The organism is Embleya australiensis, assembly GCF_051903075.1.
Classification (GTDB): Bacteria; Actinomycetota; Actinomycetes; order Streptomycetales; family Streptomycetaceae; genus Embleya.
In genome coordinates this window covers 592,723-613,713 of the sequence record NZ_CP182422.1, presented here as the reverse complement: position 1 = coordinate 613,713, position 20,991 = coordinate 592,723, and the positions used below count along the sequence as shown (strand labels likewise).

The following is a 20,991-nucleotide window of genomic DNA, read 5'->3' as shown; positions in this document are numbered from 1 at the left end:
GCTACTTTCTACCCACCGGTAACGGGGTCCGAATACCCCTCGGCCGACAAAGCCGGCGCCGATCCCACCCCGTCGGGGGAGGGGAGCGCGGGCCCGGCCGGGATCAGCGTGCTCGACCCCCGCCGCCGGGACACCACCCGCACCAGCGGTTCGAAGACCGAGCCGAGCAGCCGCGAGCCGACGTCGATCGCGGTGGCGTCCGCGCCGACGAACACCCGGGACCGGCCGCGCCGCACCCCGCTCAGGATGATCCGCGCCGCGCGCTGCGCCGAGGTGCGCGAGACCGAGTCGTGCAGGGCCACCACCCGGCCCTTGTCGTGCCCGGCCGCGGCGCGCGAGTTGCGCACGATGTTCGTCCGGATCCCGCCCGGATGCACCGTGGTCACCCCGACCCCGGAGCCGGAGACCCGCTGCTCCTGGCGCACCGACTCGGTGAAGCCGCGCACCGCGTACTTGGCCGCACAGTAGGCGCTCTGCGAGGGCACGCCGAACAGGCCGAACACCGAGGAGATGTTGACCAGGTGCCCGTCGGGCGAGCGGCGCAGGTGGGGGAGGAAGGCCTTGGTGCCGTACGCCACGCCCCAGAAGTTGACGCCCATCAGCCACTCGAAGTCGTCCCAGGACATCTCCTCGACGCCCGCGGTCAGCGCCACGCCCGCGTTGTTGACCACCAGGTCCACCCCGCCGAAGCGCGCGGCGGTGGCGTCGGCCCAGGCCAGTACGGCGGCCCGGTCGGCCACGTCGAGGACCTCGGTGTGCACCTCGCGCGCGCCCAGCCGGGCGGCCCGCGCCGCGGTCTCGGCCAGTCCCTCCGCGTCCACGTCGGCGAGCGCGAGGCGTGCGTCGTGCGCGGCCAGTTCCGTCGCCAGTGCCCGGCCGATGCCCGATCCCGCGCCGGTGACGACGCACACCCGTCCGGTGAAGTCCCGTATCACGCGTACTCCCTGGGGATAATCGGATAATCCGATAACTGGCCTGTGCAGCCCGTCGAGACGCCGTCCGCATGGGCCGGCGCCGCCATCCGGAGGCTACTGAGGGCCGTGAGCGGCACGGAAGACCGGGTACGCGCCGACCGGCGGCCGGGGGCGCACCGTGAGCGGGACGCGGATCCGGGTGTGCGACCGGGGCGGGTGATCGAAGCGGGCGACCGAGACGCGTGACGAGGCACGTGACCGAGGCGCATGATCGCGGCGCGCGTGGCGGTCCGCGTGCCGGGGAAGGTCCGCGTGGTAGGCAGGGGACGATCGGGCGCACGCAAGGGGTGTCGCCCGCCGCGCCGGATGAGGAGTACGACGATGGCCGGGACGCAGTACCAGGTGGTCCAGGACGGTGCCGGACGGCCCACGGACACGCCCTGTGCGCACCTCGACACACTGCCCGAGGACGTACGGCCGGGGTCGACCGAGGGCTGCGAGGACTGCCTGCGCAACGGCACGCAGTGGGTGCATCTGCGGGAATGCCTGTCCTGCGGGCACGTCGGCTGTTGCGACAGCTCGCCGAACCGGCACGCGAGCGCGCACTGGCGCGAGGTCGGCCATCCGCTGGTGCGCTCGTTCGAGCCCGGCGAGGACTGGGCGTGGTGCTACGCCGACGAACTGGTGGCGGTGCCCGTGGACTGACCCGCCTGCGCCCGGGCACGGGCGGGCCGCGTCGTGCCCGGGCGATTGTCGGTGCGGGTGCCTAGACTCTGCCGCGTGGTCGATGAAGCCCCAATCCGCGGGAGATTCCGATGAGTGACCTGGTCGCGACGGACGGCACCGACGTGGTCGAGGAGCAGTTCGAGCCGTTTCGGGTCGAGCTCACCGGCTACTGCTACCGCATGCTGGGCTCGGTCTTCGAGGCGGAGGACGCGGTCCAGGACACCATGGTCCGCGCCTGGAAGAGCTTCGACCGCTTCGAGGGCCGCTCGTCGGTGCGCTCGTGGTTGTACCGGATCGCCACCAACGTGTGCCTCGACAGCCTCAACGGGCGCGAGCGCCGGGCCCGTCCGATGGACCTGTCCTCGCCGGTGCCCGCCTCCTCCGCGCTGACGCCGGCCCGACCCGAGGCCACCTGGATCGAGCCGATCCCCGACGGCCGGGTCGTGCCGAGCGTGGCCGACCCGGCCGAGGTGGCGGTCGCGCGCGAGAGCGTACGACTGGCCTTCGTCGCCGCGCTCCAGCACCTGCCCCCGCGCCAGCGGGCGGTGCTGATCCTGCGCGAGGTGCTGGCCTGGAAGGCGAGCGAGGTGGCCGAACTGCTCGGCAGCTCGGTCGCCTCGGTCAACAGCGCGTTGCAGCGCGCCCGGGCCGCGCTCGCCGAGAGCGAGGTCACCGCGACCGACCCGGTGCGGCCGATGGACGAGGAGCAGCAGTCGCTGCTCGCCCGCTATGTGGACGCCTTCGAGCGCTACGACCTGGACTCGCTCACCGCCCTGCTGCGCGAGGACGCGACCTTGTCGATGCCGCCGTACGAGCTGTGGCTGCGCGGGCACGCCGACATCCGCGAGTGGTTCCTCGGCACCGGTATAGGTTGCCGGGGTTCGCGCCTGGTCCCGATCGTGGCCAACGGCACGCCGGGCTTCGGCCAGTACCGCCCCAGCGGTCCCGGCGGCAGCTTCGAGCCGTGGGCGCTGCAGGTCATCGAGATCTCAGAGGGGCAGATCATCGGCCTCAACTCGTTCCTGGACGTGCCACACCTGTTCCCGCTGTTCGGTCTCCCGGCGACACTCGACGCGTAGCCCCGCCGCCCTCGGACCGGCCGGGACGATCTCGTCCAGGCCGGTCAGGGTGAGCAGGTCGCGCAACTCGCCCGACGTGCCGCGCAGATGGATGCATCGGCCGAGTCCGCGCGCGGTCAATTGGAGGCGGGCCAGCGCCTCGATCACGGCCAGGTCCGGGCGGACCAGGGCGCTCACGTCGCACGGGAAGGGGTCGGCCGGCTCGCGGTGCAGCAACTCGACCAGGCGCGCACACAGGCCGGGCACATCCGCGCGGGTGAGCGGGGCGGACACGATCAGTGCGGCGGTGGGCCGCGGGGCGGGTGCTTCGGGTGGTTCCGGTGGTTCGACCATCGACGACCTCCTGTGACGACGCTGTACCCGGTTATGACCGTTGCGCCGGCCAAAACTCATCACGGGCCGTGGGCCCCGGGCCGCGCGGCGAGTGCGAAGGTTCGGTCAAATCCCTTGTGAAGTGGTCGGTTTGGGTGTCGTAGGCTGACGCCGTACCGACTTCGAGGGGATGACACGTTGTCCGAGCAGGACTGGGCGCCCACCGGGATCGACATCAGTCGTCCCCATCCCGCCCGTGTGTACGACTACCACATCGGCGGCAAGACCAACTACCCGGTCGATCGTGAGCTGGCGGAACGGTTCATCGCGGTCGCCCCCCAGACCTCGGTCACTGCCCTCGACAACCGGGCCTTCCTCGGCCGCGCGGTCCGCTACGCGGCCGAGCAGGGCATCGACCAGTTCCTCGACATCGGCACCGGGATCCCCGCGCCGGGCAATACGCACGAGGTGGCCCAGGAGATCGTGCCCTCGGCCCGGGTGGCCTACGTGGACAACGACCCGATCGTGCTCGCGCACGCCCGCGCGTTGATGCCCGCCACCGATCGGGGCCGGACCACGTTCACCATGGGCGACGTGCGCGAGCCGGAGAAGATCCTGGCCGCCCCCGAGGTGCGCGAGGTGATCGACTTCGACCGCCCGGTGGGGCTGCTCCTGGTGGCGATCCTGCACTACGTGGCGGACGCCGAGGACCCGGCGGGCATCGTGAACCGACTGCTCGACGCGGTGCCTTCGGGCAGCCTGCTGATCGCCTCGCACACCACGTCGGACTTCCTGCCGCCGATCTCGGCGGAGCGAGTGCTGGAAATCAACGACGACGCCGAATTCATGCTGCCGCGCCCACACGCCACGATCGCCGGCTACCTGACCGGCGTCGACCTGGTCGAACCCGGCCTGGTCCAGGCGCCGCTGTGGCGCCCGGAGGAGGGCACCGACCTCTCGCCCGAACGCCTGTCCCAGTCCTGGATCTACACCGCGGTCGGCCGCAAGCGTTGACCACCGCGCACTTCGCGCCGGCTCACAGGATGCCGGAGCCTGGCCCGAACCGGCCGGCCACGGGCGGGGCTTCGCCCGGCACGGCCGTCCGGGTGTCCCCGTCACGCGCGAAATCGGCCTGCACTCCCGGGGCGTGAACGGTGCCCGCCCACCACGGCGGTGGGCGGGCGATGGGTGGATGTGGTTCCGGGTGCTGGGAGTTACCGCGACGGGGCCGGTGGGAGGGCGTCCGCGACTGCGGCTACCAGGGCGCGGAGGAGGGGGGTTTCGTCGATCCAGGCGACCGCGTCGCCGCGGCGGCGGGGGTCGGCGTCGGCGCGGATGGCCGCCGCGTTGCGTTGGAGCCAGGCGGCGGCGTTGGCGCAGTGGTAGGGGTGCATGTCGGCGATCTCCAGTACGTCGCCGCCCGCGGTGGTCCAGGTCAGTTCCTGGTCCAGGAGCGCGGCCCACGCGCCCTTGCGGTGCCGGCCGCGGGCGATCAATGCCTGGCGGCCGGCGCGGGTGATGCCCATGTTCCGGCCGCGCAGCGGTACTTCGGTGCCGAGGCGGACCAGTCGGCCGCGCTGGAGGGTGGCCAGGGTGCGCAGCGAGATGCCAGGTGCGCCGGGCCGCCCGCCGTCGGGGTGGGTGCGCACGGTCTTGGTGTCGATCCGGGTCAGGGCCCGGCGCACGGTCGCGGGTTTCACGGGGGTCAGCCGGGTCATGGTGTTGATCGTGGACATGGAGGATCCTCCTCTGCGTCGAGCCGCGGCGGGTCGGCCGCGGTGGCGCTCAACCCATGCGTCAAGCATCCCATCCGGCACCGACACCGGGCCCGCTGCGACCTGCGCGTATGTGTGACCAAGTCCGGCTTGCGGGGCGGGAGTTGCCGCCGGGTCAGGTGGGTTGCCAGACCGGTTCGGAGGAGCCCCACGGGGTCGGCGGGTGCGGCCACGCGGCGGGCAGGCCCGGGAGTTCGAACGGCGGCCGCGCGTGGGCGAGTCGGCCGATCGTGGTGTCGGTCTCGCCGAGGTACGGCGCCGGGTCGAAGGGTTCGGCGACCTCGGGTTCGCCGGGCGTGTACCCGGACGTCAGCCAGTGCGCGGTCCGGGCGAGGGCGAGGTCGATCCGGCTGCCCCGCCGGCTCGCCCGGCGTCGGGTCAACGCGCGCAGCACGGCGGCGGCGAGCAGGTAGCCGGTGGCCCGGTCGAGCACCTGGGTGGGCAGCGCGCCCGGGTTCGGGTCCGCGCCCGCCTCGATCCGGGCGATCCCGCACGCGCCCTGGACCAGGCTGTCGAAGCCGCGCCGGTTCACCCACGGGCCCGGCCCCCAGGCGTTGAACGCGGCGGTGATCAGGCCGGGGTGTCGGGCGGCCAGGGTGTCGTGGTCCAGGCCGAGCGCGGCCATCGCGTCGGTGCGGTATCCGGTGATCACCACGTGTGCGCCGGCGAGCAGTTCGTCGAAGCGGGCCCGGTCGCCGCGCTCGCGCAGGTCGAGCAGCGTGGAGCGTTTGCCGAACGCGTTGTCCCAGTATTCGCCCGGGTTCTCCGGCAGGTGCGGGGAGTCCACGCGCAGGACGTCGGCGCCGAGGTGGGCGAGGGTGCGGGTGCCGGTGGGGCCGGCGAGGACCCGGGTGAGGTCGAGGACGCGGACCCCGGCGGCGGGCGCGGGCGCGGGCCCGGCGTGCCACGGGTCGCCGACGTCGGTGGGGGTGAGGTCGAGCAGCGGCAGGGCGGCCACGGCGGCGCCCTGCGGGTGGGCGGCCCACTCGGCGGGTTCGCGGACTGCGAAGCCCAACGCGCTGTGTGCCGCGAGCAGTTCCTCGATCTCGGCGCCGGTGCGCTTGGCCAGGGCCTCGATCGCCGCGGCCGGGGTGTCCACGCCGAGCGCGGCGAACGCGGCGGCGCGGTGGTGCGGGTAGTTCCCGTGCAGGCGCACCCAGCCGTCGGCGCAGCGGTGGAAGCGGGAGAGCGGGTGCATCGACACCAGCGGTTGCCCGGCCAGGCGCAGCCGGCGGTCGCTGCTCACCGCGACGGCCGCGGCCCGGCTGTCCAGGACCACCGGCGCCGGGTCGGATCCGCCTCGGGCGAGGCCGAGTTCGCGGGCGGCCAGGGCGGCGGCGCCGATCGACGCCTGGGCGAGCGCGGTCACCGGCAGGGCGGAGGACAGCGTGTGGGCGGGGCCGGTGAAGGTGATGTGCGCGCGGTCGGCGGGGTCGCCGCCGAGGGCGCGCCAGGCCTGGTCGAGGAATTGCGCGGGGGTGCTACGCATCGAGACCTCACAGTTCGGCGAACTTCAAAGCCTTGGGTTGCCTGTTCGAGGCGTCCCGAGGGCAAACTAGCGGGTCGACCGTCTCCGAGCGTGGCCGCGTCCGCACTGTGGGCGGCCGGGCAAACCTTTGGTCACTCGTTTGTGTAGGGGTTGTGCGGTTTGCCCCCTGGGGGTGGACCGTATTCGAGACTCGGGGCATGAGGCGGATCTGGGGCGGGGACGGCGTTTCGGGGCTCGGTCCCCACGACGCCCTGCTCAAGGACGCCCGGCTGAGTGTGTCGGCCCGCGGTCTGGCCGTGTATCTGTTGCTGCTGCCCGACGGGGCCCGGCCCGATCCCCGGGTGCTGGGTTCGCGCCCGGGAGAGAGCGTGGCGTCGATCGCCGGCCGTCTGGACGAGTTGGCGGAGGCGGGCTATCTGACCCGCTCCGCCGCGGGGCGCGACGCGCGTGGGGTGGTGCTGGAGCAGGTGCGGCTCGCGGCGAATCCGGGCGAGCACGCGGCGGCGGCCGGCCGGGTGTTCCGGTGGCCGGTGCCGGGCACGTCCTAGAGACGCCGCTCACGGCTCACATGTCCCGCCACACGGGCGTGCGGCGTTCGCGGAAGGCGACGGCGGCCTCGGTCATATTGCCGGTGAAGGTGCCCAGGACCTGGGTGCGGTTCTCCAGTTCGATCTGTTGGCGCAGCGAGGCGGCGCCGATCCCGGACCACAGGCCCTTCTTGGTCATCCAGACGCCGTATTCGCTGTTGGCCGCGATCGCGCGGGCCAGGTCGAGGGCGGCGGGCACGTGTGCGCCCGCCTCGGTGCGGGCGTTGAGCAGGCCGTACCGGTCCGCCTCGGCGGCGTCGAAGTGGCGTCCGGTGAGCATCAGTTCGGCGGCCCGGGTGGGGCCGACCAGGCGCGGGAGCAGGTAGCTGGTGCCGACGTCGGCGGAGGACAGGCCGACCTTGATGAACACCGAGCCGAAGCGGGCGCTCTCGTCGGCCACGCGCAGGTCGCAGGCCAGTGCCAGGGCCAGTCCGCCGCCCACCGCCGCGCCGTGCACGGCCGCGATCACCGGCTTCTCGCACTCGTGGACGGCCAGGATCATCTCGGACAGGTGTTCCTGCGAGCGGTAGACGTGTCCGACCGGGCCGCGATCCTCGGCGTCGGGCGCGTGGTCGGGGTCGCCGGACAGGTCGGCGCCCGAGCAGAAGCCGCGCCCCTCGCCGGTCAGCACGATCACGCGGATCCCGCGCTTGCGGTGCAGTGCGCCGAAGGCCGTCTTCACGTCCGCGACCATGGTCGCTGACAGGGCGTTGAGGCGGTCCGGGCGGTTCAGGCGGACCACGGCGAGGCGGGGCTCGGGGTATTCGACGCGCACGTATTTCATGTGACTCAGTCAAACAGATCGGCCCGGTGAAGGAAACGCCCGCGCATCGGGCGCGAGGCGCCGTACCAGACGAAGTTACCTACGGGTAGCATCGCGCCCATGAGCGAATCGACGATCGACTTCGATGCCGTCGCCGAGGGCCTGCGCGCCTCGGTGCCCTTCGTACGCACCCTCGGCCTGGAGTTCGTGGAACTCGCCGCCGACCGGGCGGTGCTGCGCCTGCCGGACGAGCCCGCGCACCACAACCACATCGGCGGCCCGCACGCGGGCGCGATGTTCACCCTCGCCGAGTCCGCCTCCGGCGCCATCGTGATCGCCGCGTTCGGCGACCAGCTGGGCCGGGCCACCCCGCTCGCGGTGGACTCCACCATCCGCTACCTCAAGGTCGCGCGCGGCTCGGTGCTGGCCGAGGCCCGGCTCGGCCGCCCCGCCGCCGAGGTGGTCGCCGAACTGGACGCGGGCACCCGGCCGGAATTCGTGGTGGCGATCACCATTCGCGACGAGGCGGGCGTGACGACCGCGGAGATGACCGTCACCTGGACGCTGCGCCCGCACCGCGCGTAAGTCACGCACACTCGGGCAGGCAAGGCCCCGTACCCGGTCGGGAAGATCCCGATCACGTGCTTGCTTCGGGTTGGTGATGATTTCCTATCGTACTGAGACGACCGGTCCGATCGTGGTGGGCAAGGTGTCCCGCCGAGTCCGGGCCCGCGACGCCTGGCTGCGGTGGCGCCGGGTGTGGCGGGCCCTGCTGACCGCGCTGGTGGTGCTGTCCGTCACGGTGATCACCGGGCTCGGGGTCGCCCGGACCACCGTGCTCTCCGCGGACTGGTACGACGGCGTGTTCGAACGCGAACACGCCTACGACCGGCTCTACGACGAGGTCCTGGTCGATCCCCGGTTGGCCGGTGTACGCAACGACCTGCTCGGCCGGCTGCCGATACCGCCCAACCAGGTCACCGCCAACCTGCGCCTGGCGCTGCCGCCGTCCACGCTGCGCGGCATGGTCCGGGTGCAGGTCGGCCACATCGTCGGCTACCTGCGCGGCGACGAGCGCGAGTTGCGGCTGAGCGTCGACCTCAAACCGGTGATCAACAACCTCGGCAAGGCCGCCGACGTCTACGTCGGCGACCTCACCGGCGATGTGCCCCGGGTGACCCAGGACAACGCGCCCGCGCTCGTGGACAACGTCTCCAGGGCCCTGGACGCGCTGGCCCAGGGCCGACCGCCCGACGCGCTGCCCGCGCTGAACCTGGACCCCGCGGCGGCCCCCGAGGTGGCCGACCTGATCCTGGCCCGGCTGCCGGTCGAGGCGCGCGAGCCGATCCGCGGGCAGGTGGTGGCCTCGCTGCGCGCCGACGACCTGGGCGGGGTGCTGGTCGCCGTCGTCCCGGTGATCTTCGGCGAGAAGGTGCGCCAGGCCCAGCTGGGCCTGACCGGCCTGTCGCACGGCGGCACCTGGGACCTGACCCTGGACCTGCGGGCGGACCGGGCCAAGCAGAGCGAGATGCGACTGGGCCAGCTCGAACAACTGCGCGCGATGACCGTGTTCGGGCTGGGCCGGCTGCTGATCGCGGCCGGCGTCACCGCGCTGCTCGGCCTGGTGCTGCTGTGGTGGACCGGCCCCACGCGCGGCGCGGCCCGGTTGCGGCTGCCGGCCCTGGCGCTGGCGGGCGGCGGGCTGCTCGCGGGGGTCGGCTGCCTGATCGCCTGGGGCCTGCTGCCGCACGTGATACCGGAGAACCGCGACGGGTGGGCGCCCTCGGTCACCCGGCTCACCGGCGACCTCCAGGAGGCGGCGGCGCGGGACCTGGTCGGGGTGTGGCTGGCCGCCGCCGCGGTGCCGCTGGTGTTCGGTGGGGCCACCTTCGGCGCGGTCGCGCTGTGGGAGCGGCACCGGCACCGGCGGGCCGCGCCGGTGCGCCACACCACCCGCCGCGTGCTCACCACCGGCGCGGCGGTGGCCGCGGCCGGGGCGCTCGCGCTGACCGTCTTCGTCCCGGTGCCCACCTCCGGCTCGAAGTCGCACGCCAAACGCTGCAACGGGATGACCGAGCTGTGCAATCGGCGCTACGACCAGGTCGCCTACCTCGCCACGCACAACTCGATGTCCTCGACCGCGGCGCGCTTCCTCAGCCCGCTCCAGGACGCGGACATCGTCACCCAACTCGACGCGGGCGTGCGAGGCCTGCTGGTGGACTCCTACACCTGGGAGGCACCCGAGGAGGTGGCGGGTCGGCTCGCCGAGTCGGACTTGGACCCCGACTCGCGCCGGATCATCGCCGGGGTGGTCAACGACGTCGCCCCGGCCCGACCCGGATTGTGGTTCTGCCACTCGGTGTGCCGGGGCGGCGCGCTGCCCATGGTGGAGACGCTGCGCGTGGTGGGGCAGTGGATGGATCGCAACCCGCAGGAGGTGGTCACCCTGATCGTGCAGGACGCGATCAGCGCACAGGCGACCGAATGGGCCTTCCACGAGGCCGGGTTGGACCGACTGCTGTACACCCCGGCCGCGGATCCGAGCGAACCGTGGCCCACCCTCGGCACGATGATCGACCGCGGCCGACGCCTGGTGGTCTTCGCCGAGCGCGCCGACGGACCCGCCCCGTGGTACCGCAACTTCTACCGCTACGGCATGGAGACGCCCTACGAGTACGCGAACCCGACCGAGATGAACTGCCTGCCCAACCGCGGCGGTACCGACAAGCGGCTGTTCCTGCTGAACAACTTCGTCACCGCGACCGGCGGCAGTCGCACCGACGCCGCACAGGTCAACGCCCGTCCGTTCCTGCTGGATCGGGCCCGGCGGTGCGAGCGCGAACGCGGCGCGCCGGTGAACTTCGTCGCGGTCGACTTCGCCGGCATCGGCGACGCGAAGGGCGCGGTGGACGTGTTGAACATCACCCGGAAATCACACTGATGGTCTGTCAATTTATCGACATTCGGCGGTCAGTAGGACAGGCCGTGCCCGGTTTCGAAGAGTGGTTCCGCGTCGGCCGGCAGCGCGTCGACCAGTCGGCCGGCCGGCGCGTAGCGGCCGAACACCACGTCGAGCACGCCCACGTCGTCGGCGCCCCGGGTACCCAGCAACGCCGCGCAATAGCCGACCAGATCGGCCACCGCGGCGGGGCGGTACAGGTCGATCACGGCCACCGTGGGCACCGACGCGGCGATGTCCACGATCCGGTCGAGTTCGCCGTCGGCGTGGTCCTCGGGCAGCCGCAGCAGGGCCACGTCGGCGTCGGCGAGATCGCTCACCACGGTCGCGTAGCGGGCCGCGACGCCGATGTCCAGGTGCTCGGTGTACACGCGCAGCGCGTCGCGCAGCGGCAGGGCCGGGCCGCCGCTGGTGCTGATCCGCGAGCTGGTGCGGTTCGTGAGCAGCACGACGGCGTGCGGGTCCCGATCCGGCATGGGTGAGCCCTCCTCCTGGCCGCGGCACGCGCCGCCCTGACCCCGGACCCTACGCGCCGGGGACGACGTCTCGAGCACCAGGTTGCCGGCGCCTACCCCGATTCGGCCCGCTCAGCCGGCCGTCTCGAGCGCGGCCGCGGCGGTGCGGGCCAGCGCGACCAGGCGCTCGCGGTCGGCGGCGGGGACGGTGAGGTCGACCGCGACGACCAGGTCGCCCCGGGCCCGGGCGAAGGCCAGGCCCAGACCGCGGACGGGGTCCTGGTACAGCACCGCGGCCTCGGCGATCCCGGGCAGCGTCTCGCGCGGGCCGCCGCCGGTGGCCGACGAGCGCGCGGCGTCAGCCGGTCCGCCGACCATCGCCTGGGGCAACTGCCCGACGGTGACGGTCAGTACCCGCCGCTCGTGCCCGTCCAGGTAGTCGCAGGTGCGGCCCGCGTCCGCGGGACGGGTGTGCACGGGGCCGATCGCCAGCACCTCCTCGACCCGGGTGAGCGAGAGCAGGTCACAGCCGCTGCTCGGCGGCGCGTTGCCGGCCGGCGCCGCGCGGGTGGGCCGGGGCGGGGCGCCCGCGGGATCGCCCGGGGTGGGGGTGGCCGAGGCCGTGTGTCGCGGCGCCGGGTCGTCGCCGTCGCAACCACCGAGCAGGCACGCCAGACCCACCACGGCCACCAGGCCGGCGGTGGATCCGACGCGCCCGGTCACACCCGGCCGATCATCGTCCGGGCGATCGTGGCCAGCACATCGGGCGGGACGTCCTTGTCGCTGCGGTCGATGTAGACGTCAGCGTCCAGGTAGGTGTCGCCCACGCGCTTGGTCCACACGACGCCGTTCGCGGAGGAGTCGCGGTAGGTGAAGGCCGCGTCGCCCACGCCGGCGAGCGCCACGGGGTTGTCGCTCGCGCCGATCGTGCCCTTCGCGGCCTGCTCGGCGGTGCTGTACCGGGGATCGCTGGTCGACATCATCACCGTCATCATGGACAACCCGCGCGAATCGCGGTAGTCGCAGAACGAACTGCTCGAAGTGTGGAGTTTCTCGTCCACTTCGGCCTTGACCACCGGAAGCCCGATGAACGAGGCCACCTCGGCGACGGTGAGCAGCTTGCACGGGTCGTTCAGATAGGGCGCCGCGGGCCCGGTCGCGGGTGCGGCAGTGCTGCTCGACGACGAACTCGCGGACGTACTCGGCGAGGACGACGTGCCGCCGGTGGGCGGCGCGGTGGTGCGGCGCGGCGGGCGGGTGGCGCTCTCACTGGGGCGATCGGTGGGTCGGTCGCTCGCCCGGGGGCTCGACGCGGGCGGGCTCTCCAGCGCGCGCACGGTGTCCAGCGGGGATCGATCGCCGGTGCCACAGCCGGCCACCGCGCCGGTCGCGGCCAGGGCGAGGAATACCGCGACGCCTGCGCGGACGGTCCTGATGCGCACTTTGGTGTTCCCCCCGATATTCGAAGTGCAGTCGTCCATGAGATGAACCTAGGCCCCCGAGGGTTCCCGAACGAGCGGTACCTCCCTTGGCCGTGCCCGCGGACCCTGAGGCGACTCCCGCACGGGATAATGCGCCCATGACTTCCGCTCCACACTCGACCACCCATCCGGGGGCCCGCGCGGTGACGCAGGCCGTGATCCTCGCCGGCGGGCAGGGTTCACGGTTGCGCCCCTACACCGACGATCGGCCCAAGCCGATGGTGGAGATCCCGGGCACCGGTACCCCGATCATCGGGCATCAGCTGCGCTGGCTGGCCGCCGAGGGCGTGACCGACGTGGTGGTCTCCTGCGGACACCTCGCCGAAGTGCTGCAGGACTGGCTCAAGAGCGCCGAGTTGCCGGTGCGCGTGGTGACCGTGGTGGAGACCGAACCGCTGGGCCGGGGCGGCGGGTTGAAGTTCGCCGCCGCCGCGCTGCCGCGTCCGGGCGAGCCGTGGTACGCCACCAACGGCGACATCTGGACCAGGTTCTCGCTCACCGAGATGGCCGCCTTCCACCACGAGCGCACCGCGCTGGCCACGCTCGCGCTGGCCCGACCCAGGATCCCGTGGGGGGTGGTGGAGACCGACAAGTACGGGCACGTCCTGGACTTCATCGAGGCGCCGCCCTCGCCCTACCTGATCAACGCCGGCGTGTACGTGTTCGCGCCCGAGTTCACCGCACTGCTGCCCGACGTGGGCGACCACGAGCGCACCACGTTCCCGGGCCTGGCGCGGGCGCAGAAGCTGGCCGGGTTCCCGATCCCGCAGGGCGCGTACTGGCGGGCGATCGATACCGCCAAGGATCTGTCGGAGGCGGCCCGGGAGTTGCGCGCCGAGGGCTGAGCCCGGCGCGGAGTACCGCGTCAAAACGGGTCCGGCCCCGGTCGCGGTTGCGACCGGGGCCGGACTCTTCTCCCCGGCAATGTCGGCGGTTTCCTCCGGTGGCGAGTGTGTGGTTCGGGATCTCGTCGCGCTTCCCGTGACCCCCGCGGCCACGGGTCTGGGCGGTTTCGAGCTACCGCTTCAAGGCCGCGGAATCAGGACGTGATGCCCGCTCGCGCACCCGGGTTGGCGGTGTCGCGCACCACCCGGAGGCCGTCGAGGAGGCCGTCGAGCTGACCGTCGGTCAGCGGATCCAGCAGCCAGGTCTGGATCAGTTCGACGTGGCCGGGCAGGACACCGCCGATCCGGTCCGCGCCGTCGCGGGTGAGCACCGCGAACAGGGCCCGGCGGTCGGTGGGACAGTTCTCGCGGGCGACCAGTCCTTCCTTTTCCAGGCGGTCCACCACTCGGGTCACCCCTGAGGTGGACAGCGACGTCTGAGCGGCGAGATCGCTCATCCGCAGGCGCTGTTCCGAGGATCGGGCCAGGCGGACCAATACGTTGAAGTCCACCGTGGACAGACCGTGCTCGCCCAGTTGCGGGCTGAGGCGATCCATCAGGCCGGTGTAGACCTCCACGAGCAGGCCCATCGCGGTGATGCGGGGGTCGTCGAAGGGTGTGGTCGTCGAAGGGGTGGGGGATGCGGCTCTCGGGGGAGTGTGCATCCGTCCATCATAGCTAGTAGTTGACAAGTGGAATATGTCAATTAAATATGTTGTTCAGGTCGATATCCGCAGGACAATTACCCCGTCCGCGAGGGCGAGGCGATCCGGCAGGGGGACCAAGGTCCGGATGCCGGCACGGGCCAAGGGCGGGGCCGGGTGCGACGCGCACCCGGCCCCGCCCTTTGCTGCGCGCCGCGCTGTTTCAGCGGCTCGCCAGGAACGCGTCGACCTGCTCGTGGATGTAGGCCACGTCGCCGGCGTCCATCCGGTGGTTCATCGGCACGATCAGCGCGCGCTCCATCACCCGGTCCGCGTGGGGGTAGCCGGCCGGGTCGGCGCGGTGCACGATGTCCTTGAAGCCGGGCTGGCGCAGGATGTTGCCCGACCACACGGTGCGCGTGGACACCCCGCGCTTCTCCAGCCAGGACTGCATCTCGCCCCGGCTGAACGGGACGTCGTCGTTCAGCAGGATCGGGAAGTTGAGCCAGCCCGTCTCCAGGCCCTCGGTCTGCCTCGGCGCGGTGAACTCCGGCCGGGCGTCGAAGTAGGCGTGATGGGCCGCGAAATGCTCCCGACGGGTGGCCAGGAAGCGGGGCAGCTTGGCGAGTTGGGCCAGACCGAACGCGGCGCCGAGCTCGGACGGCTCGAAGTTCCAGCCGATCTCGTCGAAGATGAACAGGTTGTCGTACAGGACGCCGTCGATGTCCTCGAAGAAGTCGCGGTTGCCGCGCTTGGAGCCGAACAGCTGGACCTCGCTGCGCCGGCCCCAGCGGCGCAGCAGCAGGCCGCGGTCGCGCAGCTCCTCGTCGTCGGTGAGCACCATGCCGCCGTTGCCGGCGCAGGTGATGATGTGCGACATCGCGAAACTGGTCACCGAGATGTCCGAGCGGGTGCCGGTGGGCGTGCCGCGCAGGGTGGCGCCGAGCGCGTCGCAGGAGTCCTCGACCACCTTCAGGCCGTGCCGGTCGGCGATCGCCCGGATGGTGTCCCAGTCGGGGGCGTTGCCCGCGAGGTTGGGGGTCAGGATGGCCCGGGTGCGCGGGCCGATCAGCGCCTCGATCCGGGCCGGGTCGATCTGGTAGGTGACCGGCTCGACGTCGACGAGCACGGGCACCAGGCCCGCCTTGACCATCGGTGCGATGTCCGTGGAGAAGGTCAGTGTGGAGGTGATGATCTCGTCGCCGGGAGACAGGCGCAGCAGCTCGATCGCCAGATACAGCGCGGAGGAACCCGAGTTGCACATCAGGCCGTTGTCCTTGCCGAACAACTCCGCGACGCGCGACTCCATGGCCGCGACGTTGGCGCCGATGCCCATCGCCGAGGGGGGTCCGTTCAGGACCGCCAGCATGGCGTCGATCTCGGCTTGGTCGTGCACGCTGCCGGCGTACGGGATCTTGCGCATGAGTGTGCCTACCCTCGTGGTGGTGCCGCGATCGCGGGCGTGGCTGACGGTGTGTCAGTTGACGATGTGTCATAGCTATCATGGCTATGATGGGCGAACAAGACGACGGGAGCAGAGCGTGCGATACACCACGGTGGGCAGGTCGGGTCTGAAGGTCTCCGCGATCGGCCTGGGCTGCAACAACTTCGGCATGCGCATCGATCAGGGCGGCGCCGACAAGGTCGTCGGCGCGGCGATCGAGGCGGGCGTGACCCTGTTCGACACCGCCGACGTCTACGGCGGAGGGCAGTCGGAGGTGCTGCTCGGCAAGGCGCTGGGCAGCCGCCGCGACGACGTGGTGGTGGCCACCAAGTTCGGCGCCAAGGTGGCCGAGGGGCCGTACGGTCGCGGCTCCTCGCGCCGACACGTGGTGCGCAGCTGCGAGGCGAGCCTGCGGCGGCTGGGCACCGACCACATCGACCTGTACTACCAGCACTACGCCGACCCCGACACCCCGATCGAGGAGACGCTGGGCGCGCTCGACGACCTGGTCCGGGCGGGCAAGGTGCGCTACGCGGGTACGTCCAACCTGACCGCGTGGCAACTCGCCGACGCCGCGCACCTGGCCGGCGGTACCCGGTTCGTCGCCGCGCAGCTGGAATGGAGCCTGCTCGACCGCACCATCGAGCGGGAACTGGTGCCCGCCGCACGGCACTTCGGCGTCGGGGTGATCCCCTACTTCCCACTCGCCTCCGGTCTGCTGACCGGCAAGTACCGGCGCGGCGAGGCGTTTCCCGAGGACAGCCGGTTCCGCGCCATCCCGCGCTTCGCGCAGGCGGTGGCCACGGACGAGAACTTCGCCGTCGTGGAACGGCTCACCGACTACGCCGAGGGGCAGGGACTGACCCTGCTCGAACTCGCCCTGTCCTGGCTCGCCGCGCAGCCCGAGGTGGCCTCGGTCCTGGTCGGCGCGACCCGCCCCGAACAGATCGCGGCCAACGCGGCGGCGGTCCGCGAGCTGACCCCGACCCAGGTCGCGGAGACGGCCGCACTGGCCGTGGCGGTACCGGCGTGAACCCCGCGGCGCAGCCGGTCCGCGCCGGCACCGAACGGTCCCTGCACAACGCCGGCATCGCGGACGAACTGGCCCGCCGGCTGCGCCGCCGGATCCTGGACGGCCCGCTCCGGGACGGCGACATGCTGCCCAAACAGGACGACCTGATCGCCGAGTTCGGCGTCGGGCGCACCACGCTGCGCCAGGCGTTCCGGATCCTGGAGACCGAGGGCCTGATCACCGTCAAGCGCGGCAACACCGGCGGCGCGGTGGTACACGTCCCGCAACCGGCCGACGCGGCACACATGTTCGGCATGGTCATGCACGCGCGCCAGGTCCGGCTGGACGACCTGGCGCAGGCGCTGCGGCGGCTGGAGCCGGTGTGCGCGGCGCTGTGCGCGGCACGGCCGGACCGGGCCACCGAGGTGGTGCCGTGGCTGCGCGAGGTGCACGCGCGGATGGAGCGGGCCGTGGCGGACGGGCCGGCGTTCATCCGGGCGGCGCGCGACTTCCACGAGGCGCTGGTGCTGCTGTGCGGGAACGAGACGATGAAGATCCTGCTGGGCGCGGTCGAGGTGTTGTGGGCGCAGCAGGAACAGGAGTGGGCCCGGGACGCGTTGGCCGACACGGGTGAGCGGGTGCGACGCGCGGGCCTTCGCGAACACGAGCACCTGATCGCGCTGATCGAGGCCGGCGACGAAACCGAGGTCTACCGCGAATCCGTCCGCCACCTGGAAGCCGCCCAGGACTACCCCCTCAAGTCCCACTCCGCGACCCCGATCACGTCCCCGTAGCCGCCCCGAGGCGAAGGGACGACCTCCCACCCCGGTACGAGTCGTGCGATGCGCGTACCGGGGGTTCGGGCCCGGCCGCACACTGCCGGCCGAGGTCGGCTCGGGTCGGTCGGGGATCCGGCCACTCGGCCCGAGCGTGACGCCGGTTCAGCGGCCCCGCCACGCCGCGCCGAGGACGTCGGCGTTGAAGCGGCCGATGACGCCCAACGGGATGCCCTTCGGGCAGACCGCCGTGCATTCGCCCGTGTTCGTGCAGCCGCCGAAGTCCGCCTCGTCGTGGGCCTGGATCATTGCGTCGACCCTCGTGTCCTGTTCCACCTTTCCCTGGGGGAGCAGGCCCAGGTGGGTCGCCTTGGCGGCGGTGAACAACATCGCCGAGCCGTTCGGGCACGCCGCCACGCACGCCCCGCAACCGATGCAGGTCGCGGCCTCGAACGCGGCGTCCGCGTCCGCTTTGGGGATCGGCGTGGCGTGGGCCTCGGGCGCCGAGCCGGTGGGCGCGGTGACGTAGCCGCCCGCCTCGATGATCCGGTCCAGGCCGCCGCGGTCCACCACCAGGTCCTTGACCACCGGGAAGGCCGCGGCGCGCCACGGTTCGACGTCGATGCTCTGCCCGTCGCGGAAGTGGCGCAGGTGCAACTGGCAGGTAGTGGTGGCCTTCTGCGGCCCGTGCGGCACCCCGTCGATGACCAGGCTGCACGCCCCGCAGATGCCCTCGCGGCAGTCGTGGTCGAACGCCACCGGCTCCTCGCCCGACTCGGTGAGCCGTTCGTTGAGCACGTCGAGCAGTTCCAGGAACGACATGTCGGCCGACGCGTCGGGCACGTCGTAGGCGACCATGCCGCCCCGGTCCTCGGGACCCTTCTGGCGCCAGATGCGCAGGGTGAGCTTCATGCGTAGTTCCTCGTGGCCAGGGTGACGTTGTCGAAGGCGAGTCGTTCGCGGTGCAGGACCGGCGGGCCGTCCGTGTACTCCCAGGCGGCGACGTAGGCGAAGGAGTCGTCGTCCCGGGCCGCCTCGCCGCCCGGGCTCTGGTGCTCGGCGCGGAAGTGGCCGCCGCAGGACTCCTCGCGGTGCAGCGCGTCCAGGCACATCAGTTCGGCCAACTCCAGGAAGTCGGCCACCCGGCCGGCCTTCTCCAGCGACTGGTTCAGCCCCGCCCCGCTGCCCGGCACCCGCAACCGCGCCCAGAACTCGGCCCGCAACTCGGGGATCCGCGCCAGCGCCTCGCGCAGCCCGGCCGCGTCGCGCTCCATCCCGCACTTCTCCCACATCAGCAGGCCCAACTCGCGGTGGAAGTGGTCGGCGGACAGGTCGCCGTCGACCGCGAGCAGCCGCTTGACCCGGTCCTGGACGCCCTGTTCGGTCGCCACCACCTCCGGATCGTCCGCGTCCACCGCCCCGAACGGCCCCGCCGCCAGGTAGTGGGTGAGCGTGGTCGGCAGCACGAAGTAGCCGTCGGCCAGCCCCTGCATCAGCGCCGAGGCACCCAGCCGGTTCGCGCCGTGGTCGGAGAAGTTGGCCTCGCCGACCACGAACAGCCCCGGGATCGTGGACTGGAGGTCGTAGTCGACCCACAGGCCGCCCATCGTGTAGTGCACGGCCGGGAAGATCCGCATCGGCACGGTGTACGGGTCCTCGCCGGTGATCCGCTCGTACATCGCGAAGAGGTTGCCGTACTTCTCCTCGACCGTCGCCGCGCCCAGGCGCTCGATGGCGTCGGCGAAGTCGAGGTAGACGCCGAGTCCGCCCGGACCCACCCCGCGCCCCTCGTCGCAGACCCGCTTGGCCGCGCGCGAGGCGATGTCGCGCGGGACGAGGTTGCCGAACGCCGGATACATGCGCTCCAGGAAGTAGTCCCGCTCCGCCGCCGGGATTTCGCCCGGCGCGCGGGTGTCGCCGCCGGCCACCGGCACCCACACCCGGCCGTCGTTGCGCAGCGACTCGCTCATCAGGGTGAGCTTGGACTGGTGCGCGCCGGAGACCGGGATGCAGGTCGGGTGGATCTGGGTGAAGCACGGGTTGGCGAACAGCGCGCCGCGCCGATGCGCCCGCCAGATCGCGCTCGCGTTGCACCCCATCGCGTTCGTGGACAGGAAGTACGCGTTGCCGTAGCCGCCGGTGGCCAGCACCACGGCCTCGGCCAGGTGGGTGGACACCTCGCCGGTGACCAGGTCGCGCACCACCACGCCGCGCGCCCGCCCGTCCACCACCACCAGGTCCAGCATCTCGGTGCGCGCATGCACCGTGACATTGCCGGCCGCGACCTGGCGCGACATCGCCTGGTACGCGCCGAGCAACAACTGCTGACCGGTCTGCCCACGCGCGTAGAACGTCCGGGAGACCTGGGCCCCGCCGAACGAGCGGGTGTCGAGCAGGCCGCCGTAGTCGCGCGCGAACGGCACGCCCTGGGCCACGCACTGGTCGATGATCTGCGTACTCAACTCGGCCAGCCGGTGCACGTTGGACTCGCGGGCGCGGAAGTCGCCGCCCTTGATCGTGTCCTTGAACAGCCGGGCCACACTGTCCCCGTCGCCCCGGTAGTTCTTCGCGGCGTTGATCCCGCCCTGTGCGGCGATGCTGTGCGCCCGGCGCGGCGAGTCCTGGTAGCAGAACGAGGTGACGGGGTGGCCGAGTTCGGCCAGCGTCGCGGCGGCGGAGGCGCCGGCCAGGCCGGTACCGACCACGATCACCGGCAGTCGACGCCGGTTGGCCGGGTTGATCAGCCGCGCGCCCAATCGGCGCTGCTCCCAGCGCTCGGCCAACGGGCCCTCGGGCGCGGCGTGGTCGGCGATCTCGGCGCCGACGGTGTACCGCGCGTACTCCCCGTGTCCTGTGTGCTCGGGGCCTTCGATGTGCTCGGTCATCTCGTTCACCCCACGATTCCGACGGTCACGGCGAACGGCACGGACAGGAATCCGGCCGTCATCAACACGGCGTAGCCGGTCGCGACGCGACCCATCAGCCGCTCGGTGCCCGGCCGTTGCCGGCCGAGGGTGCGGGTCATGCTCCACACGCCGTGGCGCAGGTGGAATCCGACCGCCACCACGGCGACCGTGTAGATCGCGGTGATGTACCAGTGTTCGAAGTCGGCGGTGACGTTGGTGTACGGCTTGCCGGCGGCGCCGGTCGGGTTGGCCACCCCGACGGTCAGGTCGAGCAGGTGGTAGACCACGAACAGGGCGATGATCACGCCGCCCCAGCGCATCGTGCGGGCGGCGTAGGAGCCCTGCACGGGCGGGCGGTGTACGTACTTGACCGGCCGGGCCCGTCTGGCCCGGCGGGTGAGCAGGATCGCCATCGCCATGTGCACGACCACGCTCACGGTCAACCCGACGCGGATGATCCACAGGGTGCCCTCGTGCGGCACCAGCGGCTCGCCGATGGTGCGCAGCCAGTGCGCGTAGTGGTCGAAGCTCGACTCGCCGAAGAAGATCTTCAGATTGCCCAGCATGTGGGCGGTCAGGTAGGCAAGGAGCACGGCACCGCTGAGCGCCATCGCGATCTTCATCGTCACGGTGGAGCGGTGCGACGCTCCCTGCCTGCGCCGTCCGGCGGAGCCGGGAGCGCGGGTCAGGGTCGCCATGTCGTCGACGGTAGGGGGACCGAGGTCATGCCGTCCAAGATCAGGAGTGCCTTGTTTCGATAGCCGCAGGCTATGCAAGGCTTGATC

The 20,991-nt window shown here is 72.2% G+C and carries 22 protein-coding genes; 9 read left to right on the top strand and 13 right to left on the bottom strand.

From position 1 onward, the window contains the following. Positions 1-8 precede the first annotated feature (8 nt). Positions 9-935 carry an SDR family NAD(P)-dependent oxidoreductase gene (locus ACMXN5_RS02610; protein WP_439673804.1) on the bottom strand — a complete coding sequence of 309 codons (927 nt, stop codon included), beginning with the start codon at positions 933-935 and terminating at the stop codon, positions 9-11. A 360-nt stretch (positions 936-1,295) separates the two neighbouring features. Between ACMXN5_RS02610 and ACMXN5_RS02605 the strand changes: the two genes are divergently transcribed. Next, on the top strand, positions 1,296-1,619 hold the full coding sequence (locus ACMXN5_RS02605; protein WP_439673803.1) for a ubiquitin carboxyl-terminal hydrolase 14: 324 nt from the start codon (positions 1,296-1,298) through the stop codon (positions 1,617-1,619). A gap of 110 nt (positions 1,620-1,729) precedes the next feature. Then, the gene (locus ACMXN5_RS02600) at positions 1,730-2,719 is read left to right on the top strand and encodes a sigma-70 family RNA polymerase sigma factor (RefSeq protein ID WP_439673802.1); all 990 of its coding nucleotides are present in this window, start codon (positions 1,730-1,732) and stop codon (positions 2,717-2,719) included. Here the strand turns inward: ACMXN5_RS02600 and ACMXN5_RS02595 are convergent. Next, positions 2,630-3,052, bottom strand: coding sequence for an STAS domain-containing protein (locus ACMXN5_RS02595; protein ID WP_439673801.1), 423 nt, complete (start codon positions 3,050-3,052; stop codon positions 2,630-2,632). The genes ACMXN5_RS02600 and ACMXN5_RS02595 overlap by 90 nt on opposite strands. A 177-nt stretch (positions 3,053-3,229) precedes the next feature. On the opposite strand from ACMXN5_RS02595, the gene ACMXN5_RS02590 reads away from it, so the two are divergent. After that, the gene (locus ACMXN5_RS02590) at positions 3,230-4,045 is read left to right on the top strand and encodes an SAM-dependent methyltransferase (RefSeq protein ID WP_439673800.1); all 816 of its coding nucleotides are present in this window, start codon (positions 3,230-3,232) and stop codon (positions 4,043-4,045) included. Positions 4,046-4,245: 200 nt separating this feature from the next. Here the strand turns inward: ACMXN5_RS02590 and ACMXN5_RS02585 are convergent, their stop codons facing one another. Together ACMXN5_RS02585 and ACMXN5_RS02580 are read right to left on the bottom strand one after the other, a co-directional pair. Beyond that, positions 4,246-4,767, bottom strand: coding sequence for a hypothetical protein (locus ACMXN5_RS02585; RefSeq protein ID WP_395786862.1), 522 nt, complete (start codon positions 4,765-4,767; stop codon positions 4,246-4,248). A gap of 154 nt (positions 4,768-4,921) precedes the next feature. Next, on the bottom strand, positions 4,922-6,295 hold the full coding sequence (locus tag ACMXN5_RS02580; protein ID WP_439673799.1) for a CoA transferase: 1,374 nt from the start codon (positions 6,293-6,295) through the stop codon (positions 4,922-4,924). A gap of 197 nt (positions 6,296-6,492) precedes the next feature. Between ACMXN5_RS02580 and ACMXN5_RS02575 the strand changes: the two genes are divergently transcribed. Next, positions 6,493-6,843, top strand: coding sequence for a hypothetical protein (locus tag ACMXN5_RS02575; protein ID WP_439673798.1), 351 nt, complete (start codon positions 6,493-6,495; stop codon positions 6,841-6,843). Positions 6,844-6,859: 16 nt separating this feature from the next. On the opposite strand, the gene ACMXN5_RS02570 is transcribed toward ACMXN5_RS02575, so the two are convergent. Next, positions 6,860-7,666 carry an enoyl-CoA hydratase/isomerase family protein gene (locus tag ACMXN5_RS02570; protein ID WP_439673797.1) on the bottom strand — a complete coding sequence of 269 codons (807 nt, stop codon included), beginning with the start codon at positions 7,664-7,666 and terminating at the stop codon, positions 6,860-6,862. A gap of 99 nt (positions 7,667-7,765) precedes the next feature. On the opposite strand from ACMXN5_RS02570, the gene ACMXN5_RS02565 reads away from it, so the two are divergent. Then, a complete protein-coding gene (locus ACMXN5_RS02565; RefSeq protein ID WP_439673796.1) occupies positions 7,766-8,230 on the top strand; it encodes a DUF4442 domain-containing protein in 465 nt (154 codons plus the stop codon). A gap of 73 nt (positions 8,231-8,303) precedes the next feature. Next, the gene (locus ACMXN5_RS02560) at positions 8,304-10,586 is read left to right on the top strand and encodes a hypothetical protein (RefSeq protein WP_439673795.1); all 2,283 of its coding nucleotides are present in this window, start codon (positions 8,304-8,306) and stop codon (positions 10,584-10,586) included. 29 nt (positions 10,587-10,615) lie between these two features. On the opposite strand, the gene ACMXN5_RS02555 is transcribed toward ACMXN5_RS02560, so the two are convergent. From ACMXN5_RS02555 to ACMXN5_RS02545, 3 genes are all read right to left on the bottom strand, one after another. Further along, a complete protein-coding gene (locus tag ACMXN5_RS02555; protein ID WP_380030946.1) occupies positions 10,616-11,080 on the bottom strand; it encodes a hypothetical protein in 465 nt (154 codons plus the stop codon). A gap of 111 nt (positions 11,081-11,191) precedes the next feature. Then, positions 11,192-11,782 carry a hypothetical protein gene (locus tag ACMXN5_RS02550; RefSeq protein ID WP_395786869.1) on the bottom strand — a complete coding sequence of 197 codons (591 nt, stop codon included), beginning with the start codon at positions 11,780-11,782 and terminating at the stop codon, positions 11,192-11,194. Beyond that, the gene (locus ACMXN5_RS02545) at positions 11,779-12,501 is read right to left on the bottom strand and encodes a DUF3558 family protein (RefSeq protein ID WP_439673794.1); all 723 of its coding nucleotides are present in this window, start codon (positions 12,499-12,501) and stop codon (positions 11,779-11,781) included. Before ACMXN5_RS02545 ends, ACMXN5_RS02550 begins: the two co-directional genes overlap by 4 nt. A 137-nt stretch (positions 12,502-12,638) precedes the next feature. Here ACMXN5_RS02545 and ACMXN5_RS02540 point away from each other — a divergent pair, with 137 nt between their 5' ends. Beyond that, the gene (locus tag ACMXN5_RS02540) at positions 12,639-13,385 is read left to right on the top strand and encodes a nucleotidyltransferase family protein (protein ID WP_439673793.1); all 747 of its coding nucleotides are present in this window, start codon (positions 12,639-12,641) and stop codon (positions 13,383-13,385) included. A 194-nt stretch (positions 13,386-13,579) separates the two neighbouring features. Here the strand turns inward: ACMXN5_RS02540 and ACMXN5_RS02535 are convergent, their stop codons facing one another. Both ACMXN5_RS02535 and ACMXN5_RS02530 read right to left on the bottom strand, forming a co-directional pair. Beyond that, the gene (locus ACMXN5_RS02535; protein ID WP_439673792.1) at positions 13,580-14,089 is read right to left on the bottom strand and encodes a MarR family winged helix-turn-helix transcriptional regulator; all 510 of its coding nucleotides are present in this window, start codon (positions 14,087-14,089) and stop codon (positions 13,580-13,582) included. Between the two features lie 202 nt (positions 14,090-14,291). After that, positions 14,292-15,491: a DegT/DnrJ/EryC1/StrS family aminotransferase gene (locus tag ACMXN5_RS02530; RefSeq protein WP_439673791.1), complete on the bottom strand. Its 1,200-nt coding sequence runs from the start codon at positions 15,489-15,491 to the stop codon at positions 14,292-14,294. A gap of 118 nt (positions 15,492-15,609) precedes the next feature. Between ACMXN5_RS02530 and ACMXN5_RS02525 the strand changes: the two genes are divergently transcribed. Further along, the gene (locus ACMXN5_RS02525) at positions 15,610-16,545 is read left to right on the top strand and encodes an aldo/keto reductase (protein ID WP_439673790.1); all 936 of its coding nucleotides are present in this window, start codon (positions 15,610-15,612) and stop codon (positions 16,543-16,545) included. Continuing rightward, positions 16,542-17,318 (top strand): FadR/GntR family transcriptional regulator, encoded by a 777-nt coding sequence (locus tag ACMXN5_RS02520; RefSeq protein WP_380000772.1) that lies wholly within the window; start codon positions 16,542-16,544, stop codon positions 17,316-17,318. The genes ACMXN5_RS02525 and ACMXN5_RS02520 overlap by 4 nt, the downstream gene beginning before the upstream one ends. A gap of 147 nt (positions 17,319-17,465) precedes the next feature. On the opposite strand, the gene ACMXN5_RS02515 is transcribed toward ACMXN5_RS02520, so the two are convergent. From ACMXN5_RS02515 to ACMXN5_RS02505, 3 genes are read right to left on the bottom strand one after another with little or no spacing between them, the layout of a single operon-like run. After that, entirely contained in the window at positions 17,466-18,212 is a 747-nt protein-coding gene (locus ACMXN5_RS02515) for a succinate dehydrogenase/fumarate reductase iron-sulfur subunit (RefSeq protein WP_439673789.1), read from the bottom strand. Then, on the bottom strand, positions 18,209-20,185 hold the full coding sequence (locus ACMXN5_RS02510) for a fumarate reductase/succinate dehydrogenase flavoprotein subunit (RefSeq protein ID WP_439673788.1): 1,977 nt from the start codon (positions 20,183-20,185) through the stop codon (positions 18,209-18,211). The genes ACMXN5_RS02515 and ACMXN5_RS02510 overlap by 4 nt, the downstream gene beginning before the upstream one ends. A gap of 5 nt (positions 20,186-20,190) precedes the next feature. Then, on the bottom strand, positions 20,191-20,904 hold the full coding sequence (locus tag ACMXN5_RS02505; protein ID WP_439673787.1) for a succinate dehydrogenase cytochrome b subunit: 714 nt from the start codon (positions 20,902-20,904) through the stop codon (positions 20,191-20,193). Positions 20,905-20,991 lie beyond the last annotated feature (87 nt).

Excerpts from the sequence above, each read along its gene's own strand:
- ACMXN5_RS02530 (WP_439673791.1), bottom strand. The coding sequence starts at position 15,491 with ATGCGCAAGATCCCGTACGCCGGCAGCGTGCACGACCAAGCCGAGATC.
- ACMXN5_RS02540 (WP_439673793.1), top strand. The coding sequence starts at position 12,639 with ATGACTTCCGCTCCACACTCGACCACCCATCCGGGGGCCCGCGCGGTG.
- ACMXN5_RS02555 (WP_380030946.1), bottom strand. The coding sequence starts at position 11,080 with ATGCCGGATCGGGACCCGCACGCCGTCGTGCTGCTCACGAACCGCACC.
- ACMXN5_RS02570 (WP_439673797.1), bottom strand. The coding sequence starts at position 7,666 with ATGAAATACGTGCGCGTCGAATACCCCGAGCCCCGCCTCGCCGTGGTC.
- ACMXN5_RS02600 (WP_439673802.1), top strand. The coding sequence starts at position 1,730 with ATGAGTGACCTGGTCGCGACGGACGGCACCGACGTGGTCGAGGAGCAG.
- ACMXN5_RS02575 (WP_439673798.1), top strand. The coding sequence starts at position 6,493 with ATGAGGCGGATCTGGGGCGGGGACGGCGTTTCGGGGCTCGGTCCCCAC.
- ACMXN5_RS02580 (WP_439673799.1), bottom strand. The coding sequence starts at position 6,295 with ATGCGTAGCACCCCCGCGCAATTCCTCGACCAGGCCTGGCGCGCCCTC.
- ACMXN5_RS02605 (WP_439673803.1), top strand. The coding sequence starts at position 1,296 with ATGGCCGGGACGCAGTACCAGGTGGTCCAGGACGGTGCCGGACGGCCC.
- ACMXN5_RS02505 (WP_439673787.1), bottom strand. The coding sequence starts at position 20,904 with ATGGCGACCCTGACCCGCGCTCCCGGCTCCGCCGGACGGCGCAGGCAG.
- ACMXN5_RS02510 (WP_439673788.1), bottom strand. The coding sequence starts at position 20,185 with ATGACCGAGCACATCGAAGGCCCCGAGCACACAGGACACGGGGAGTAC.
- ACMXN5_RS02595 (WP_439673801.1), bottom strand. The coding sequence starts at position 3,052 with ATGGTCGAACCACCGGAACCACCCGAAGCACCCGCCCCGCGGCCCACC.
- ACMXN5_RS02515 (WP_439673789.1), bottom strand. The coding sequence starts at position 18,212 with ATGAAGCTCACCCTGCGCATCTGGCGCCAGAAGGGTCCCGAGGACCGG.
- ACMXN5_RS02565 (WP_439673796.1), top strand. The coding sequence starts at position 7,766 with ATGAGCGAATCGACGATCGACTTCGATGCCGTCGCCGAGGGCCTGCGC.
- ACMXN5_RS02585 (WP_395786862.1), bottom strand. The coding sequence starts at position 4,767 with ATGTCCACGATCAACACCATGACCCGGCTGACCCCCGTGAAACCCGCG.
- ACMXN5_RS02535 (WP_439673792.1), bottom strand. The coding sequence starts at position 14,089 with ATGCACACTCCCCCGAGAGCCGCATCCCCCACCCCTTCGACGACCACA.